13 protein-coding genes, 1 pseudogene and 1 riboswitch are annotated in these 18,512 nt (G+C 56.2%); of the genes and pseudogenes, 5 read left to right on the top strand and 9 right to left on the bottom strand.

The window, feature by feature from the left end; genetic code table 11:
* Window positions 1-5: 5 nt before the first annotated feature.
* The 5 genes from rfbD to NZ823_07960 all read right to left on the bottom strand — a co-directional run bounded on the left by rfbD (window position 6) and on the right by NZ823_07960 (window position 6,875).
* The gene (rfbD, locus tag NZ823_07980) at window positions 6-929 is read right to left on the bottom strand and encodes a dTDP-4-dehydrorhamnose reductase (protein ID MCS6805066.1); all 924 of its coding nucleotides are present in this window, start codon (window positions 927-929) and stop codon (window positions 6-8) included.
* Window positions 904-1,923 (bottom strand): dTDP-glucose 4,6-dehydratase, encoded by a 1,020-nt coding sequence (gene rfbB, locus NZ823_07975; protein MCS6805065.1) that lies wholly within the window; start codon window positions 1,921-1,923, stop codon window positions 904-906. The genes rfbD and rfbB overlap by 26 nt, the downstream gene beginning before the upstream one ends.
* Before the next feature lie 431 nt (window positions 1,924-2,354).
* Window positions 2,355-2,522, bottom strand: coding sequence for a hypothetical protein (locus NZ823_07970; protein ID MCS6805064.1), 168 nt, complete (start codon window positions 2,520-2,522; stop codon window positions 2,355-2,357).
* Window positions 2,523-2,839: 317 nt separating this feature from the next.
* Window positions 2,840-5,941, bottom strand: coding sequence for a VWA domain-containing protein (locus NZ823_07965; protein MCS6805063.1), 3,102 nt, complete (start codon window positions 5,939-5,941; stop codon window positions 2,840-2,842).
* 127 nt (window positions 5,942-6,068) lie between these two features.
* Window positions 6,069-6,875 carry a CbbQ/NirQ/NorQ/GpvN family protein gene (locus tag NZ823_07960; GenBank protein ID MCS6805062.1) on the bottom strand — a complete coding sequence of 269 codons (807 nt, stop codon included), beginning with the start codon at window positions 6,873-6,875 and terminating at the stop codon, window positions 6,069-6,071.
* A 30-nt stretch (window positions 6,876-6,905) separates the two neighbouring features.
* On the opposite strand from NZ823_07960, the pseudogene mnmA reads away from it, so the two are divergent.
* A pseudogene (gene mnmA / locus NZ823_07955) lies at window positions 6,906-8,081 on the top strand (tRNA 2-thiouridine(34) synthase MnmA).
* Between the two features lie 6 nt (window positions 8,082-8,087).
* A complete protein-coding gene (locus NZ823_07950; protein MCS6805061.1) occupies window positions 8,088-8,702 on the top strand; it encodes a DUF4352 domain-containing protein in 615 nt (204 codons plus the stop codon).
* 15 nt (window positions 8,703-8,717) lie between these two features.
* Here the strand turns inward: NZ823_07950 and dcd are convergent, their stop codons facing one another.
* On the bottom strand, window positions 8,718-9,308 hold the full coding sequence (gene dcd / locus NZ823_07945; GenBank protein MCS6805060.1) for a dCTP deaminase: 591 nt from the start codon (window positions 9,306-9,308) through the stop codon (window positions 8,718-8,720).
* 222 nt (window positions 9,309-9,530) lie between these two features.
* Here dcd and NZ823_07940 point away from each other — a divergent pair, with 222 nt between their 5' ends.
* Both NZ823_07940 and NZ823_07935 read left to right on the top strand, forming a co-directional pair.
* Window positions 9,531-10,736 (top strand): Fic family protein, encoded by a 1,206-nt coding sequence (locus tag NZ823_07940; protein MCS6805059.1) that lies wholly within the window; start codon window positions 9,531-9,533, stop codon window positions 10,734-10,736.
* A 465-nt stretch (window positions 10,737-11,201) separates the two neighbouring features.
* Window positions 11,202-11,381, top strand: a complete 180-nt coding sequence (locus tag NZ823_07935) for a hypothetical protein (GenBank protein ID MCS6805058.1) — start codon at window positions 11,202-11,204, stop codon at window positions 11,379-11,381.
* Window positions 11,382-11,446: 65 nt separating this feature from the next.
* On the opposite strand, the gene thiC is transcribed toward NZ823_07935, so the two are convergent.
* The 3 genes from thiC to NZ823_07920 form a co-directional block, all read right to left on the bottom strand.
* Window positions 11,447-13,240, bottom strand: coding sequence for a phosphomethylpyrimidine synthase ThiC (gene thiC, locus NZ823_07930; protein ID MCS6805057.1), 1,794 nt, complete (start codon window positions 13,238-13,240; stop codon window positions 11,447-11,449).
* A 44-nt stretch (window positions 13,241-13,284) separates the two neighbouring features.
* Window positions 13,285-13,398, bottom strand: a riboswitch (TPP riboswitch).
* Window positions 13,399-13,657: 259 nt separating this feature from the next.
* Window positions 13,658-15,349, bottom strand: a complete 1,692-nt coding sequence (locus tag NZ823_07925) for a glycosyltransferase family 39 protein (GenBank protein ID MCS6805056.1) — start codon at window positions 15,347-15,349, stop codon at window positions 13,658-13,660.
* A gap of 16 nt (window positions 15,350-15,365) precedes the next feature.
* Complete coding sequence (locus tag NZ823_07920; protein ID MCS6805055.1) at window positions 15,366-17,900, bottom strand: TonB-dependent receptor; 2,535 nt, start codon at window positions 17,898-17,900, stop codon at window positions 15,366-15,368.
* Window positions 17,901-18,255: 355 nt separating this feature from the next.
* Between NZ823_07920 and NZ823_07915 the strand changes: the two genes are divergently transcribed.
* Window positions 18,256-18,512 (top strand): hypothetical protein (locus tag NZ823_07915; protein ID MCS6805054.1); only part of this gene is annotated, 257 nt, incomplete at its 3' end.

Genomic DNA, 18,512 nt, shown 5'->3' with positions numbered 1-18,512 from the left:
ATCCTTTACGTTATATGCCCAGCCGGCGCATTGCGCTCCGTTGAACTTATCACTGAGTTGATAAATTCACTGTATGCCTGCTGCCACGGTCGCAGCGGTTCAAATCCCAGTCGTTCCGAAAGCAGACAGCGCATTTCAGTATAGGCAGGGCGTCGAGCTGGCCGATGTAAATCGCCGCTGCGTACTCGTTGTATCGTGACGCCTGACAACCCGCCAAGTTCGATGACATAAGTCGCAAAATCAGCCCACGAACAAGCGCCCCGATTGGTGACATGATACGTGCCATAATGGCCATGTTGCGCAATCACCTCAAGGCGCTGAGCTAAATCCACCACGTAAGTGGGCGAACCGATCTCGTCAACGATGGCCAACAATCGGCTATGTTGTTTGGCCGTTTCCAGCGCCGTGCTAGCAAAGTTGCGTCCGCCGGGCCCAAACAAACGAGCCACGCGAACGATGTAATGTCGCGGGCAGGCCTCACGCACAAACTGTTCGCCAGCCAGCTTAGACGCTCCGTAGACATTGATAGGGCGCGGCTCATCCTCAATCGTATACGGGATTGTCTTCTGCCCATCAAAGACGTAGTCGGTGCTGATATGAATGAGTTCAGCGCCGATACGCTGGGCAGCTTGCGCCAGATGGCGCGGCCCGTCAGCGTTGGCAACAAAGGCCGCCTGTGGATCGCTCTCGCACGCATCCACATTGGACAAAGCTGCGCAATTGATAATGAGATCGGGGCTGCACTCGTCAACGTATCGGTTCACTGCGTCGGCATCGGCAATGTTAAGATCCACTCGTGATGCGGCCACAACATGGTGGCGCGGGGAGAACCACTGAACGACCTGTCGGCCAAGTAATCCGTTTGCGCCGGTGATCAGAATCGTGCGTCGAGGCGCAGCTCGGTCATCGGATGATCTTTCGATGTCCATACATGCGCTGGTAGTAATCACGATAGGCGCCGCTACGCACAGTTTCAACCCAGTGGGGATTGGCTTGATACCAGGCGACTGTCTTAGCGATGCCGCTTTCAAATGATTCCTTGGGTCGCCATCCCAGTTCTCGTTCCAACTTGGATGGATCAATGGCATAGCGACGGTCATGACCCGGCCGATCTTCGACAAACTGAATCAACGAACGCGGCCTGTCCAGCAACCGCAGCAATGTTTCAACCACTTCCAAATTAGTTTTTTCCGAACGGGCACTGACGCAATAGACTTCACCAGCGCGGCCATGTCGGCTAATGAGATCAGCCGCCCGGCAGTAATCATCCACGTAGACCCAATCGCGGATCTGCATTCCGTCTCCGTAGATCGGCAGTGGCATATAGTTCAGCGCATTGGTGATCATCAGCGGGATGAGCTTTTCGGGAAATTGATACGGGCCATAGCAATTGCCCGATCGGATGATGACGACATCAAGACCATACGTTCGATGCGCAGCTCGTACCAACATCTCGCCAGCGGCTTTGGAAGCAGCATAAGGACTGTTGGGCTCGAGCGGACTTGTTTCGGTGAAGTAGCGGCCTGGCTCGACGCTGCCCATGACCTCATCGGTCGAAATTTGTACGAAGCGCCTGACTCGTTTGTGCCGAGCCACATCGAGCAGCGTTTGCACCCCCACGACATTCGTCTGAACGAAGTCGGTCGCATCCTCGATGCTGCGATCCACGTGCGATTCGGCAGCGAAATTGATCAACAGATCAGTGTCCGGCTCAAGCGCTTCGCTCACCTGTTCGTACTGACAAATGTCGCCGTGGACGAAGCGATAGTTCGCTTGCGCGGCGACATCAGTGAGGTTATCGAGATTACCGGCGTAGGTGAGCTTATCGAAATTGGTGATCTGCGAATGCGGATACTGGTTCAGCCAATAGCGAATGAAATTCGAGCCGATGAACCCAGCTCCACCTGTGACGAAAACTTTCACGCTCTCACTCCTTAGCATTAACGCTCACGCTGAGGCTGCCATTCTACACTGAACCGTCAGCCGTTGGCAAAGAACGAGCCGAGGCTTCGCTCAACTCAATCCGATCGGTGAGTGCCGAACCGAGACGATCAGGCCGGCAGGAGATTCAACGCGAATCCGCGAGCACGGCGACGCCGATCAAGCGAGCAGGAGCCGTGAGAACAGAACAAAGGGATGGCGACTCATCCGCGCGTTGCATGCAGTTGAGCATTGAGCAAGACGTGCGTGGACAGGAGAAAAAGAAAAGGGATGGCAACCCATCCCTATCAATCGCTCCCGGTGTTCTCGCATCGGCCTGGTTCGTTCTTTGTCCGGATGATGTGAGAACACCGGGTGTGCTCTGATGTTCGCTGAGGCGAAACGCTCTCAGAGCTGTGAGACCACCCTCAAACTTATTTCTTCTTGGTGGCTTTCTTGGCAGCCGCTTTTTTCTTGGGTGCTGCTGCTTTCTTCGTCGCTTTCTTCTTCGGCGCCGCCTTCTTTGGAGCAACGGCCGTGGAGATTAGCTTCGAAGCTTTCTTCGTGGTTTTCTTCGCTGGTTTCTTCGTCTTTGTTGCCATAGTGTTTCTCCTTATTCAAATTTCACTAACCACAATATCCTGTGGCTAGTCTCGCATTGTGTACAATTGAACCACACACACAATATCTTGTCATCTTATAAACCTTTTCGCATCAAATGTCAACAACTTTTTTCTCAAGAGTTAAGCGAAGTGTGATCGAAAAAATGAAAAATCAATCCTGCGTGCAATCGGAAGAAAAATCCTTTCAGGCTGCAAACGCTCTCTGCAAGCCTGTTTCCGGGCATCGTCCAGTGATGTGAAGGCAAATACCAGTCCAGCGTGAGGGACAGTGATTCTTCTCGCTGTGTTTCGCAACGTCACTGGGTGAGACGACGGTAGATGCCGGGCAAGCGCTCAGGAAGATGCAGAATGTCATCAATGATCGTGTATCCCACTTCGCCGTACATATCGCGCAGTTGCGGTTCGGACTCGCGATCAATCGTGATGCAGAATGGGATGATGCCATCGAGGCGCGCTTGTCTCAACGCAACCTTGGTATCGTCGCGAGCATAGCGGGCGTCACCGTAATCATGATCGTAAGGTCGTCCGTCGCTCAGCACGATGAGCAGTTTGGTATGAGCGGTTTGTCGCTTGAGCCGAGCTGTGGCATGGCGAATCGCTGCGCCCAGTCGCGTGTTGTTCTGGTAGGTGATGCCGCCAATCCGCGATTCGATCTCGGCGCCATACGGCTCTTCAAAATCTTTAATGACGAAAAATTTGACATGATGGCGCCCTTCGCTGGTGAAGCCTTGAATTGAGTAGATGTCTCCGACCGCTTCCAACGCCTCGCTCATCAACACCAGCCCTTCTTTCTCAATGTCAATGATTCGCTTGGCGACTCGCCCGCGCTCGGCGCGAGCGGGGCCGACCGTGCGCGCAGTTGAACTGGACATATCGAGCAGAAACGAGACAGCCACATCACGCTGTTTACGCAGCCGCCGGACGTAGAGTCGTTCCGAGACGCGACCCGATGTGCGACGGTCGAGCGCGTAATCAATCACTGCTTGCAGATCGAACTCTTCTCCATCAAGCTCGCCGCGTATGCGTCGCAACGCTTCAGGGCGAAGCAGTTGAAACTGCCGTTTGATTGAGCCGATCATTGGCCCGTAGTAGGAGCGCACGTACTGAACGAATTGTTGTCCTCCACGCCGCGCTGATTTCTGCACGACCCGACACCAATCAGCGCGATAATCGCCCAGTTCACGGTCCCATTCGTCGTAAAAATAAACCTGATCACCCGGCTCAAGAGCGTACTCTTCGGAAAGATTGTGGTTTGACCAGAGCTGCGAATGAAGCGTAGATGGCAGACGCTTGCCCATCAGCTCCATCCATGATTGTGAAGGGTCGGCGTGTATGTCTTGAATGTGGTCGGCTCGGTCGCCCAGCGCATCTTCATGGATCGAAGCCATGTTCTCACTCATTGATTGCGGCTCTGGTTGGGTCTCAGCTTGACCCGCGCGTTGATCCGAATCGAGCGACTCAGATGGTTGTTGACGCGCGCCGGCCACTAATTGATGAATGTGATAGACCGCCAATAAGGTGTCGGCCACAGTGGCTTCTGGACGATAGATGGTTTGGGTGAGGATGTCTTGCAGGCGCGGCGCAAGCGGGGCAAACATGGAGTGTAGCGTCTTGCTGCATTCGCCACACAGCGTCAGTTGGAACAGGAATTCGACAAGCAGTTGGTCGGAGCTCATTGTGTCAAGATGGGGGCGATGTTGGCGCAGCCTAGTTTGAAACAGATCAAGGTCATCTCTCAAGCCGCGGTAGACACGTCTCAACTGCTGGTGAATGCGAGCCATTTCCAGCGTGGTGAACACGCGCATTGCCCACTCACGGTCAGGAAACTGCGACAACACCGTCGCATAACTGATGGGTTCGGCATCAGGTTGAGCCGATGTTGACGGCGCGTGTTGCTGCGATCCATCTGCCTGGATGCGCGTCATCACGGATTGGAGCGGCGGTGTGTCGGTGGCGTATGTTCCAAACTCGATATGGCCGGCCATGTGCGCGGCCAGCGCCTTATAGATTCTGAAATTTGACGCTTCGTCTTCGAATTCGTGGATCAGCGAGGGCAGATACACGGTCGCGGCCTCATGCAGGCGCAGCTCATCGGGCAGGCGTGAGAGCGCGAACGTCGGTGATGGTTTGACCATGATCTGCTGACCTGCCAACCCTTCGATGTAGAGACGCAATGTGTTTAACACTTTGTCAAGTGAGAGGCCGCCCGTGAGCTGATTCAAGGACTGTTGACTGGACTTTGTTTCCAGCGCGTAATAGGCCTGAGCGTGGCGCATGTCGCGCTGACGCAAGCGCAAGCCGGCATGCGCCCAGCGAGCGAATTGTTCGAGCGAACTTGATTGTAGCGCCGTCGGACTCGACTTGAAACATTCGATGGCCAGCGAGATATTCTCATCAGCTATCTCATTGACCACGTCGAGCACGCCGCTCGTGAACGCATCGGCGCGATGACGACCGAGCGCCACTAAGGCTGTGATCACCGGCGGCGTGACCTTCAAGAAATGGTAGACAGCGGCATTTCCCTGCACGGCAATTTTCTGCGCCAGCGCCGTCCAGCGACTGAGCGCACCAGGGCCGGCGCTGACCAACAAGCGTCCAGCCACGAGAAAGTATTGCAAGGCGGCGCCACCCCCTCGTTCGAGAAAGCATCGAGTAGCGTGTAGCAGCGTCATTTGCAGTGGCACAGGTGTTTCTGGCAGTGCCTGAGGCAACGTGGCAAAAAACTCGGTGGCCAGGCCGCCGGCTCGTTGAGCGAACGCTTCTGTCAGCGCTAGAACTTCGTCAATAAGTTGATACTGATCTTCGTCCGATTGGTGACGGTCCTGGGCTGGCTTTCGGATTGGGCCGCGATGCTCGGCGCGCAAGAACGCAAGGACTCGCGGCGCAGCTTTGAGCAGTTCGGCGCTTTGCGTGGCGCTGCGACGGCTGATCTCATAGGCAATCGCATAAAGGCGAGTGGCAACATGTTGATCGTTGATGTGGCTGATCAATTGCGGCGCGGCCATGAAACAGTCTATGGCCAGCGGTGGAGACATGGTGGTCTGTCGTTCGCAGACGCCTAGCACAAGGCTACGCACAGACGCGGGCAGCGACTGGAGCACCGGCGCGGCGCTCTGGAAAAACCGGATAGCGCCGTCGGCATGACCATGAACCAGATGGCGCGCGATCTTGCCCCAGACGCGCACATCGTCCAACGGTAACTGTCGCGCAACGTCAGGACTGTGCCACAAAAATTCGATAGCCGCGCGCGCCGACGAGCCGACAAGCAATAATCCGGCATCGAGCATGATCCGCGCCCGCTCCACCGGCAATCGTCGCAACTTGCCGGCCAGCATCTCGATTTTGGATGGCGCGACGCCAGGCAGGTTATGATCGAGAATCTCTTTGATCGAGTCCATCACAGTTGATCGTGTCGCTTATTGCAATGGATACGTGCAGTTCATCGCAAACTTCTCTAGATAATCGTCGTGATCATTTCGTGAATGCCGTACAACCTGCTCCAACACGCTCGTTGAACCAACTTCTCTAGATAATCGTCGTGATAATTTCGTGAATGCTCCGTTGAATCTCCAGCTCATCGGTGACGGTATTGGTGATGGCGACTTCACAAGCTTGGCGTGGCGCAATCCCACTGGCGATGAGCTGCGCCGCATACACGAGCAATCGCGTGGAGACGCCCTCTTCCAGGCCATGACCTTTAAGGTTGCGAACCTTCTGGCCGATTCTGACCAAGTCGCGCGCCATCGGCGCATCAATGCCGCCTTCTTGCATCAGTATCTGGGTTTCGATCTCTGGCGAGGGATAGTCAAATTCCAGGCTGATGAAGCGCTGTCGCGTCGAATGTTTCAGGTCTTTGAGCACACTTTGGTAACCTGGGTTATACGAGACGATCAGCATGAACTCATCCGGCGCTTGGATCAACGTGCCCAATTTTTCCACTGGCAAGATGCGGCGGTCATCGGTGAGCGGATGAATCACCACAATCGTATCTTTGCGAGCTTCGACGACTTCATCCAGGTAACAAATGCATCCGTGCTTGACGGCTGTTGTCAACGGGCCATCATGCCAGACTGTTTCCTGGCCTTCGAGTAAGAAACGCCCGACCAAATCGGTAGCCGAAAGGTCTTCATGACAGGCCACAGTGATCAGTGGGCGATCCAATTTCCACGCCATATATTGCACGAAACGAGTTTTCCCGCAACCGGTCGGCCCTTTGAGCATCACCGGCAACTTGGCGTGGTAGGCAGCCGTCAACAATTCCACTTCGTGATTGACCGGTATGTAGAATGGTTCTTGCGTGATCCGATACTTATCGGCTGCCGTTTCAATCATAGGTTGCTATAATAACACGTTGTCAGAAGGGTCACAATTGATATGAGAATCGCCGTAGCCATGAGCGGCGGCGTGGATAGTTCCACTGCCGCAGTCCTGTTGAAGCAGCAAGGCCATGAGCTTGTTGGTTTCACGTTACAACTCTGGAACCAACGGCGTCGCGCCGGGCTCGATGGTGAGCCTTTGCCATCGCGTTGCTGCTCGCTGGACGACGTGTATGACGCGCGCGCTGTTGCTGCGCACCTGGCGTTTCCGTTTTACGTGTTGAACATGGAGGAGGAGTTCGAGCAGCGCGTGGTGTTGCCGTTTGTGCAGGAGTATCTTAACGGGCGGACGCCCATTCCTTGCATTGCCTGCAACACCTACGTCAAGTTTCGTTCATTACTCTCGTTTGCTGACCAGCTTGGCTTTGATCGAGTCGCCACCGGGCACTACGCGCGCGTTGAGCTAGACTCGCAAACCGGCCGATTCCTGCTCAAGCGAGGCGTGGATGCAAGCCGTGACCAGTCGTATTTCCTGTTCGAGCTGACGCAAGAGCAGTTGGCTCGCACGCTCTTCCCGCTCGGTCATCTGTGCAAGCAAGACGTGCGGCGCATCGCCGCAGAGGCCGGCTTGCCTGTTGCCCACAAAGGTGAGAGCCAGGAAATCTGCTTTGTCCCCGATGGCCAGTATGCGCGATTTGTGGAAGAGTACCGCCGTACCGGTTTGAAGGTGGACGGCAAGGCTGATGGGCTGAGCGAGCGAGTCGCCGAGCTCCCATCGCTTGATGGATCAGGGGAGATCGTCACTTCCACGGGCGAGGTCATCGGTTATCATCAAGGCATTCATCGTTACACGGTGGGGCAGCGTCGTGGATTGAATCTGGCTGTCGGCCAGCCGCTCTATGTATTGCGCATTGATCGCCAGCGTCAGCGCATTGTCGTTGGCAGCGAAAGCGAGTTACTCAGTTCGACATTGCATGCCGAGCGGATGAATTGGATTTCAATCCCAGCGTTGACCGAGCCGCTACGCGTGACAGCCAAAATCCGTTACAAGCATCACGAAGCGCCAGCCACAGTTGAGCCGCTTGATGATGATCGCGTCGCTGTCCGCTTCGATCAACCGCAACGCGCCTTCACGCCAGGACAAGCGGTCGTGTTTTATCACGGCGATGTTGTCGTCGGCGGCGGCTGGATCAGTGACCGCCAACCGGGATGGGAGAGCTGAATCGCCATGATCAGCCGGTGCGCAGCGCTGTTTCTACTCATCCTGATCGTGGCCGGATGCGGAAAACCGTTTCGCGTTTCTCCACAGGTTCAATCTGTGCCGGGCGAGCTGGCAGGCCAAACGGCCTCACATCAGTTAGCAGTTCAGGCGCATGCCTTGATGGATGAAGATGAGTTAATGAGCCTGTTCAATGGCAATTTGATTCTGGCTCGCCTGCTTGTCGTGCGGGTTAGTTTGTCCAATCAAGGAGACGAGCCGATTCGTCTTCGCGGGCTGCAATTGCGTTTGAAGGATGCTCAAGGACAAACGTTCCAATGGTTGACGCCACGCCGTGCGGTTGAGCAGTTGTATGATTACTATCAGATCAGCACCTACCGCATCGCTGCGCGCAAAGAGATTGAAGCTGAGTTTGATCAAGCGGCGCTCCAGCTCGAACAGGATCTACAACCGGGCGAGCGCCGTCAGGGGCTTGTCTATTTTCGCTTTCCCAAGAACGGAGACCCGTTTGATCGGACAGACCATCTCATGGTTCGTGTTGAACGCCTGCGCCGGCCCACGTCTGGTCAAAGAATCAGTATCGAATTACGGTTGGACCGCTCGCAAGCGACGGCCGAGCATTGAGCGCCCGGCGCGGCGTCACACTTTGGCCGTGACCAAGCCAGCCTGATCTTGATATTTGCCCTGGCGATCTTCGTAAGCAATCTCACAGAGCTCATCGCTCTCGAAGAAGATCACCTGCGCGATGCCTTCTTCAGCATAAATGCGCACGGGCAAGTCCGCCGAGTTGGAGATTTCCAGCACCAGTCGCCCGCGCCACGTGGGTTCGAGCGGCGTCGCGTTGACGATCAAACCGGAGCGCGCGTAGGTGCTTTTACCAAAGCAAAGTCCTATCACGTTGCGCGGAATGTTAAACGTCTCGACGGTCACGCCCAGCGCGTAAGAGAGTGGCGGCAATAGCCAATACTGTGAGCCGTCTTCTGCCGTGCGCAGCGGCGAGTCAATGAGGCTCGAATTGTCGAAATTTTTCGGATCAATCTCTCTGCCTTTGATCGGCGAGAAAACATGAAAGCCGTCTTTGGCCAGGCGCATGTCATAGCCGTAGCTGGAGACGCCGGCGCTGATGATACGGCGGTCGTTGACTTGGCGGATCAGGCGTTCTTCATAAGGCCGAATCATGCCATACTCAGCGCACATACGGCGAATCCATCGGTCAGATTTCACGCTCATAGCAAGAACCTATCCTTCTCTGTCGGGTTGCAAACGAGGGCGAAGTCTAGCACTGAGCGCCCTGTGGTTCAAGGTGCGCCATGAGCAGCCAGCGGCCAATCTCTGAGTGGATTCAAGAGGTCATGGAGTTCGTGGCCAGTGGTCCGGCCTTCCAGAATAAAAGAAAACGGCGTATCCTTTACCGACCTTTGGCAAGTGAAAGGCATGGGCAGGGGCGCACACATGAACATGGAACGTTTTCAACAAAGTCCGACGGGGCGGCTGGTGTGGATTGGGCAGGGGGAGACAGCATATTGGGCGTTTGTGCCTCATCCGCTGCCGCCGGCGCTCCCGTTTGACGCCGAACTTGTGCGCACGCTGTCAGAGGCTGACCGGGCGCTTGGCGAGCTGTCCGGGTTAGCGCGAACGATGGCCAACCCGCGTCTCTTTGTACGTCCCTTCATCCACCGTGAGGCCGTGTTGTCCTCGCGCATTGAAGGGACGCAGGCCGACATTGTTGATCTTTATGCTTATGAGGTCGGGCAATTGCCGCTTCCCGGCGCGAAGCCATCGCCACCCGAATCGGATGTACGAGAAGTTCTGAACTATGTGCGGGCGCTAGAGTATGGGCTGGAACGACTCAGCACGTTGCCTGTTTCGTTGCGCCTGCTGCGCGAACTCCATGAACGGTTGATGGAAGGCGTGCGCGGTGGACAAGCCACGCCTGGCGAGTTTCGCCGTAGTCAGAATTGGATTGGACGGCCCGGCTGCACGTTGAATGAGGCGACGTATGTTCCACCTCCTGTGCCGGACATGCACGAGGCGTTGGATGCTTTCGAAAAGTACCTGCACGTCGAGAACGAGCTCCCGCCGCTGGTCCGCTTGGCGCTCATTCATTATCAGTTTGAGGCGATTCATCCATTTTTGGACGGCAATGGGCGCATCGGGCGGCTGCTGATTTCACTGTTGCTGGTCAGTTGGAATTTGCTGCCGCTGCCTGTGCTTTACCTGAGCGCGTTTTTTGAACGCCGTCGGCAAGACTATTATGACTTGTTGCTGGCCGTGAGTGAGCGCGGGACGTGGCGCGAGTGGGTTTTGTTCTTTCTGCGCGGCGTGGCCGAGCAGTCGCGGGACGCCATCACCAGAGCCAAACGCCTCCAGGATTTGCAATCAGAGTGGCGCGAGCGGCTAACGCAAGCCCGCGCTTCAGCCTTGCTGCTTCGGTTGGCCGACAGCCTATTTGAATCTCCTATGCTGACCATACCGGAGGCGCAACGCCGTTTGGGTGTGAGACATTACAATAGCGCCCGCAAGAGCGTCGAGAAGCTGGTGGCAGCGGGCATCTTGCAGCCGGTTGGTGACACTTCTTATGGGAGAGTCTTCCAGTCGCAAGAAATTCTCAGAATCATCGGTGGAGGCGAAATAGAAGCGGGCGGCGTTGCACCTTGAGGACAAAAAGTGCAATTCGCGTCGCTCAAATTGCACTTAAGTGTAGTGGCTGGGTAGTACTCCGAAGGTGTAAACATGTCCAACGGAGCCAAGCTGGAAATCAAACCCGCCAAAAGGTGACCGATGCTCACGTGGGTCGGCAAACGTTCGCTACACCACGTCACCGCCCTCCCAGCCCAGTTGGTCGGGACGTTTGAGCCGGCTCAATCCGCAATCTTTTTCCAAAGTGACAAGGTGGCGCAATGGAAAAATAGCCGTGAAGATTGTAGACATGCCGCGCGAAGAGGTGTTGGTCACCGCCCAAGTCTGAGGCAAGTATGGCGAAGATTTTTGTGAAAGACGCGAAAGCCTATCGGCATTGCATGTACTGCGGCCAGTTGGTCTGGCATCACTCCTCCAGCGGAAACGCCTGCTGACGTGGTTCACCTTGATCCGGGAACAGACGTGATGTGCCACGAGTGCGGGATGAAGATCGGCGCGGCGCGGGCCGAATACGAGTATGACGAGCGCTTTGTCCTCGACGGCAGATTCTTCTTGCGCTGGACGACGTACTGGATCACGTGGCGTCCACCAACAGCCAGTGAACGCCGAAGCAAGTATGTGAAGAAGTTTGGCCGGTCGAGCCGTACTTCTCTGGTGATTTGAACCGCGAATGAACGCGCAGACACGCGAAACCTATTCGCGCCCAGTGGCATCCATTCGCGGATCAGCTAAGCAGGGATGTAAATCTCGCTGCCGGCCTGGCGGAACTCTTTTGCCTTTTCCTCCAGGCCAACTTGAATCGCTTGTTCTTCATCCAGCCCTTTTTGCTGCGCGTACTCACGGATGTCCTGTGTGATGCGCATGGAGCAGAACTTTGGCCCGCACATCGAGCAGAAATGGGCCAGCTTGGCGCCTTCAGCCGGAAGCGTCTCGTCGTGAAACGCGCGGGCTGTTTCCGGGTCTAACGAGAGGTTGAATTGATCTTCCCAGCGAAATTCAAATCGCGCCTTCGATAGCGCGTCATCCCACTGTTGGGCGCGCGGATGTCCCTTGGCCAAATCTGCTGCATGAGCGGCGATCTTGTAGGCAATTACGCCGGCTTTCACATCTTCTTTGTTGGGCAGCCCCAGATGCTCCTTTGGGGTGACGTAACAGAGCATCGCGGTGCCGTACATGCCGATCATCGCCGCGCCGATGGCCGAGGTGATGTGGTCGTAGCCGGGCGCTATGTCGGTCGTCAGCGGCCCCAGCGTGTAGAACGGCGCTTCGTGGCAAATCTGCATTTGAACGTCCACGTTCTCTTTGATCTTGTGCATCGGCACGTGGCCTGGCCCTTCGATCATCACCTGCACGTCATGCTTCCAAGCGATTTGCGTCAACTCGCCCAACGTCTCCAGTTCAGCGAATTGCGCTTCATCATTGGCATCGGCGATCGAGCCAGGACGCAAGCCATCGCCCAGCGAGAACGCAATGTCGTAAGCTCGCATGATCTCACAAATCTCTTCAAAGTGCGTGTAGAGGAAATTCTCCTGATGATGTGCCAAACACCATGCCGCTAGAATCGAGCCGCCGCGCGAGACGATGCCGGTCACACGTCGAGCGGTCAGCGGAATGTAGCGCAGCAGCACGCCTGCATGAATCGTGAAGTAGTCTACGCCTTGTTCGGCCTGCTCAATCAGTGTGTCACGATAAATCTCCCAGGTCAGTTCTTCGGCCTTACCGCCGACTTTTTCCAACGCTTGATAGATGGGGACTGTGCCCACGGGCACCGGCGAATTCCGAATGATCCACTCGCGCGTCGTGTGGATATTTTTACCGGTCGAAAGGTCCATGACCGTATCAGCGCCCCAGCGGATGGCCCAGATCATCTTCTCCACTTCTTCTTCAATCGAGGAGGTGACGGCTGAATTGCCAATGTTGGCATTGATCTTGACCAGGAAATTGCGACCGATGATCATCGGCTCGCTCTCAGGATGATTGATATTGGCGGGAATAATGGCTCGCCCGCGAGCGACTTCGCTACGCACAAATTCCGGATCAACGCCTTCACGGATGGCGACGAACTCCATCTCCGGCGTGATGATTCCCTGACGCGCGTAGTGCATTTGTGTCACAGCGCGACCGGCCTTGGCTCGTAGCGGCTTGCGGCTCAAGCCGGGAAATATCTCAGTGTTGGTCCGACGGGCCTCGTTGGTCAGGCCGTCGTCAATGGGTTTCACCTCTCGACCTTCGTATTCTTCGACATCGCCGCGCTCCAGAATCCACTTCCGGCGCAAAGGCGCTAGCCCTTGTCGCAGATCAATAGGTATGGCTGGGTCCGTGTATGGGCCGCTCGTGTCATAGAGCTGGATTGGCGGATTCTCTTCACGACCGTACCGTCCCGATGTGGGCGAAAGTGTGACTTGGCGCATCGGCACACGCACGTCCTCACGTGAGCCCTGAATATAGACTTTGCGGCTGGCCGGAAACTGATAGTGAGCGCCGAGCGCTACAGCTTGTTTGGTCATTGTCATTTCCTCCATCAAGCAACAGGGCCGCCAGCGTATCAAGATGGCGGCCCTGAATGTTTAGCTCGTGAACCGCTTCCTTCGCTGGCATTACCCAGATCAGGTTCGTGGGGTCGGCGTCGGACTGCGACGCCCTCTCAGCCGGACTCACTCCGGCTCCCCCGTGTCCCGTCTTCATCTGTTGAGAAATGAACGCTACCACGCCAGCCTGCACGCGTCAAGTTCATCACTCAGAGCTGATCCCGTGTCATTCGGTGAACCTGGCGGTCGCAGCGCGAGTCGCCGCCGAGCAAGGGCGTCCATCCTGGCAGCAGGCAATGGCAGCGACGCTATCCATGACGAATCGTCCGCACGTTTTCCCGAGCTGAGTGCGCCGCCTGAAGGTCGCAGAAAAACCGGTCACATGTCAGGTCAACTCAAACGAAGACAACTTTAGTCTGAACCGGTGTCCCCAGCAACTATCAACAGCACGTGCGGCATCTGCTCACGGACGCGCGCGTCCCACAACGCACTCAACCGCCACGTCAACAGGGGTCGCCGTTCCAGGATCCTGAGCCGGCCCGACGCCATCTGTTCGAGTTGAGGCAAATCGCGCTCCTGTACCAGACAGAAGATGCGCTGCTTGGACTGTAGGATTTCACTCATCACTTCCGGCAAGAAGGCTTCAAACGTGCGGCGTCGCAAGTAGAACGTCAAGCTCGGCGCAGCGTAGTTGTAGGCGCCAATCAGATCATCGGGTCTGGCGCGTCGCGCGATCACCTCGGCTAGCGCCCGCGTCGGACGGAACGGCTCAATCGCTGGAAGATACACAGCGTGGTACAGTACAACCCCAAACAACATGACGCCGGCGAGCGCGACCGGCATCCGTTTCAGATTCTGCTGACGCGCATGCCACAGCAACCATCCTGCGCCAATGACCAGCACGAGCATCATGGCCGCAGCCTGCGGCTGCATCAACACACGTTGCATGAACAACGCGATGAGGACCCCCCCGATGGTTAGGCTGACGCCAACAAGCAGCGTGATCAATTGCGCGCTTCGCTGCTCCCACACGCTCACGGCCCTGTCCATCAATCGGTCGAACCAATGCGCGATCAGCGCCGCGGCTGCCGGATACAGAGGCAGGAGGTAATACTCTTGCTTGTTGCGCGCCAGCGAAAAGAACGTCAGCATGAACGCTATCCAGACGAGCAAAAAGATCACCCGCGCATGCTCGCCTGCTCGACCGCGGTAGAGTCGGTAACCGACCACAGCGGCCGGCACCAGGTAGAACGACCACGGAAAGAAGTCGGCCAGCAGCACCGAGACGTAGAAGAAATGGCCGCGCTCAGACCAATCAATGTCTGATGTGAATCGCCCGATGTTATCTCGAAAAATGAATGCGGCAATGGGTTCCCAACCAACGTGCAGATAAACGGCCACGTACCACGGCGCGACGATGCTGACGAGGATTAGCGCGCCGATAGGAATTTTCATGCGACGAATCAGCGCCCAACGTCCGGTCGCCAGCAAAAACAAGAACCCGATGCCGCCGGTCAATACCAGCGCCAGCGGTCCTTTGGTCAGCACGGCCAGACCAACAATGGCATAGAACATGAGTGTCGTTCTCGTCGAGGTCTCCCGCTCGACACTCAGCCAAAAGAAGAACAGCGCAGCCACCACGAACAAAGTAAAGTACGTGTCAATGAGTGACTTCTGCGCGATCAATAGCATTCGCGGCGTTGTTGCCATCATCGCAGCGGCCAGCAATCCGGCGCGCTCACTGAACAATCGGCGAGCCATCGCCCAGGTCACCACCACCAGCAACGACGCGCCCAGTGCATTGACAGCGCGAGCGATGAGATGCTCAGCGCCGAACAGGTGATAAAACGGAATCACCAACCAGTAAACCAGCGGCGGCTTATTTAGCCTTGGCTGATAGTTGAAGAACGGAACGAGGTAACTCTTCAGTTCAATCATCTCGCGCGGCGTTTCTGTGTAGAACGCTTCGGTCGAATCCCACAACGAAGGGCCGGTCAAATTGATCCAGTAGGGCAGAATCAGCAGCAGGATGACCCACACTGAACGATCCGTGATGAACGACGCACGAAATGAAGGATGATGGATCGGACGATCATGCTGCATGCGGCATGGAGCGCGGCTAGAAGTCAATGTTGAACGATCCCCGCAACAATGTGCCAACGCTGTTATGGAAGCGGCCGAACGTCAGGCTGTTGATGTTGTTTTGCACATCGCGCGGGTTGAAATGATTGGTCAGGTTGAATAGCTTGACGCCGGCATGTAGGTTGTAGAGTTTGCCGCGCACGCGCACCTGAAATCGCTTGATGATCTGCATGTCCAGAGCGACAAACAGCGGGAAGCGTCCGGCGCGATTGCGTGGCCCGATGAAGTTTCGGTTCTCGTCAATGTGCGAATAGGGGAATCCGTCATGCACATCGAGCACCGGAAAGACGGTTATTTTCCAGGGCAGATCAACGCTGCCCCACACGAGCAACCGACTAGGCGCGTCGAAGTTTAATCGTGAGACTTCGTTGGGGCGGATGATCGGATTTTGGAAATTGCCAAAGAACTCGTTGAACGCATTCAAGTCGCCGGTCGCTGCTGAGCGCGTGTAAGAGGCAAAGATATTGCTCGCTTCGCCAAACCGGTAACGCGCGATCACCTGAAATTCCTTGTAGTGTGACCGTCCGCCGTTACTCAACTGGAGCACGCCGCGAGTCCCATCGCGCGGATCGTCGAATGGATTGATAATCAGCTCGCGACGGCCCTCGCGTTGCGCGTAGCCCAGCCGCAGGGTCAGTTGCGGCGTCAGCTCGCGGTCCACCTCAATGTTCCAAGCAACATTGTATGGGGTGCGTGGGCGACCGGCGCCGATGACGTGAGTGAACCGGCGAGCCGGCCCAAGCGGCGTGCGGCCGTCTGCGCCAAACAATGTGACGACGCGCTGTTGAAGTTGATCAAACGCGCCGACGCTCAACGGCATCTTGCCCCAAAACAATCCGACGCCGCCGCGAATCGCCGTGCGCGCGTCGCGCGTGGGCATAATGACGAATCCATATCGAGGGGCGAGGAGATGCTCATCGGCTATTGTTTCATGGTCATAGCGCAAACCGACATCAAAGGTCACGCGACGATGCACCATCCATTTGTCTTGCGCAAACAGCGTGATCTCGGTTGTATCCCGCTCCACATACGGGTCGCCGACAAACTCAATGAGTTGGCTCAGCGTACCATCGGCCCTGAGAATATGCACCGACGAGCTGTGATGAAAGCCGTCGAACTTGGTATGCGCCGCGTTCAGCCCGAATTTGAAGAAATGTCGCATCGAAGGTTGGTAGCTGAGCGTTTCGAGCAATTCAATCCGATCCGTCTTGCGATTTTGCCGATTGTAGAAACTTCCCGTGTTGACTTCGGGGGTGAAGATCATTGGCCGATGTCCATTGGGAAAAATTTCGATGTCGAATGTGCGGATGGTGAGCAGCGAATTCAACACCAGGTTGGCGGTGAGGAACGCACGTTCGTTCAATCCCAGTTGAAAGCCGCGTTGACGCAGATTCGGCGTCACCAGTGGAGGATTGAATGCGCTGAGATTGACAAACCGATGGTTCTGCGGGAAGAGCGACAACGTTGCCGTCAATTCATGTTTGTCGTTGATGCGATAGCCGAGTTCGGTGAACGAGTCGAAGCTCTCCAGTTGTGTATCGCGTTCGATTTCGCCGCGGGCGTCAACTTTCACGGGCGGCTCTTGAGGGTCGGGCAATACATCCACCTTGGTTCGCACAAAGCGATACTGAAACGTTTGTGCCAGGATTAGTCTCTGTTTGACCAGGGGGCCGCTCACTCGCAGTCGTGGTGTAAACGATTCGATGCCAACGATCGCTGTGTCGCCGGTCAGTGGGTCCTGACGCCGGCGCAAACGCGGCATAAAATTATTGAACGAAGCACGCCACTTGTCGCCGCCCGCTTTGGTCTCGACCTGGGTGACGCCGCCGGCCAACTTGCCATATTCGGCCAGATAGGGACTGCTCAAGACCTCGACGGATTGCACAGCATCAATCGGCAAGCTGATGCCGGATTCGCCGGTGACCGGGTCGGTGGCGTTGGCGTTGTTAACAAGCAATGCCGATAAGTTCGAGCGAGCGCCTTTGATGTTGATCAACCCATCGGGGCCGCGCACGACGCCGGGCACCAGCGGCAGCGTATCCTGAAACTTCTCGCTCACCAGCGGCGCGTAGGTGATCTGACGCTGACTGATCTCCGTCTGTTGCGATGACTCGATCGTGTTAATCGTCGTCGCTCCGGCTTCGATGACCACCTCTTCGCTGATCGTTCGCGCCAATTCCATCACCAACGAAACAGATGTCGTCGCGTCCGGCCTGATGATGACGGTTTGACTGAGGGGTTTGAAACCCTCTAGTTCGACGGTGATGGTATAGTTGCCAGCAACCAGTCCGCCAAGTTGAAACTCGCCACGTTCGCCCGTGATCACAGAAGTTAATCCGTCTGGGAGCACGGGGCTGCGAATGATCACCTCAACGCCGGCCAGAGGCAGCGACTGCTGCTTCGATTGATAGGTCACCGTGCCGTTGAGCTTGCCGGTCGCTTGGCTCGCCGATGCAGGCACGTGCAAGAAAATGCATGCCAGCCACGCAGCCAGTGTCAACCGTTTGATCAACGTCCTTGCGGGCGTTTGTATAACCCGCCGATATGCTCTGCTGGCAAGGAAACGCCTCAACTGTCTGATCAACGTCCTCGCGGGCGTTCGTCGTTGCTGTCGTGCAGCGGTGTGTATCAATCGCATCTTCCCAGCCTCACCATGCTAACTCACAAGCTATGGTGCGTATGAATCGTAGCCCAGCCTGCTCTGCATTCCAGTGCGATGTCACAAAAGGCGTGTGATTATAACCGAAACGGCTCTTTTTTGCATTCCCGTCAAAACCCGGTAATCGTTTCAAATTTTGTGCTTGAAAGAGAGGGGTTCCTCTGGCAAGCTGTAAAACTTAAGAAAAATGCTTACCGGAGGAAACCAAATGCGGCGATATATTATTCCCATTGTAAAGGAAGAAGCGCAAGTGGATCGGCGATGTCCCACCTGTCAGAGAGCGAGCGGGCATATCCATCAGCGAGAGGAGCGAGGGGTGGTGGATATCCGGCTGGGGCGGGTGCTGAAGTGGCGGATGCAGTGTGGGCGGTGTGGGCGGACCTGGACGTGTCAACCGGAGGGGATCAAGGCGCATTCTCAGCGGAGCCAGCGGGTGCGGGCCTTGAATGTGCTGCTGTATGCCCT

This window comes from Blastocatellia bacterium (assembly GCA_025054955.1).
In the GTDB taxonomy this organism is placed as follows: Bacteria; Acidobacteriota; Blastocatellia; order HR10; family J050; genus JANWZE01.
Note: the sequence above shows the minus strand (reverse complement) of the source record. Positions and strands in the feature narration are given on the sequence as shown.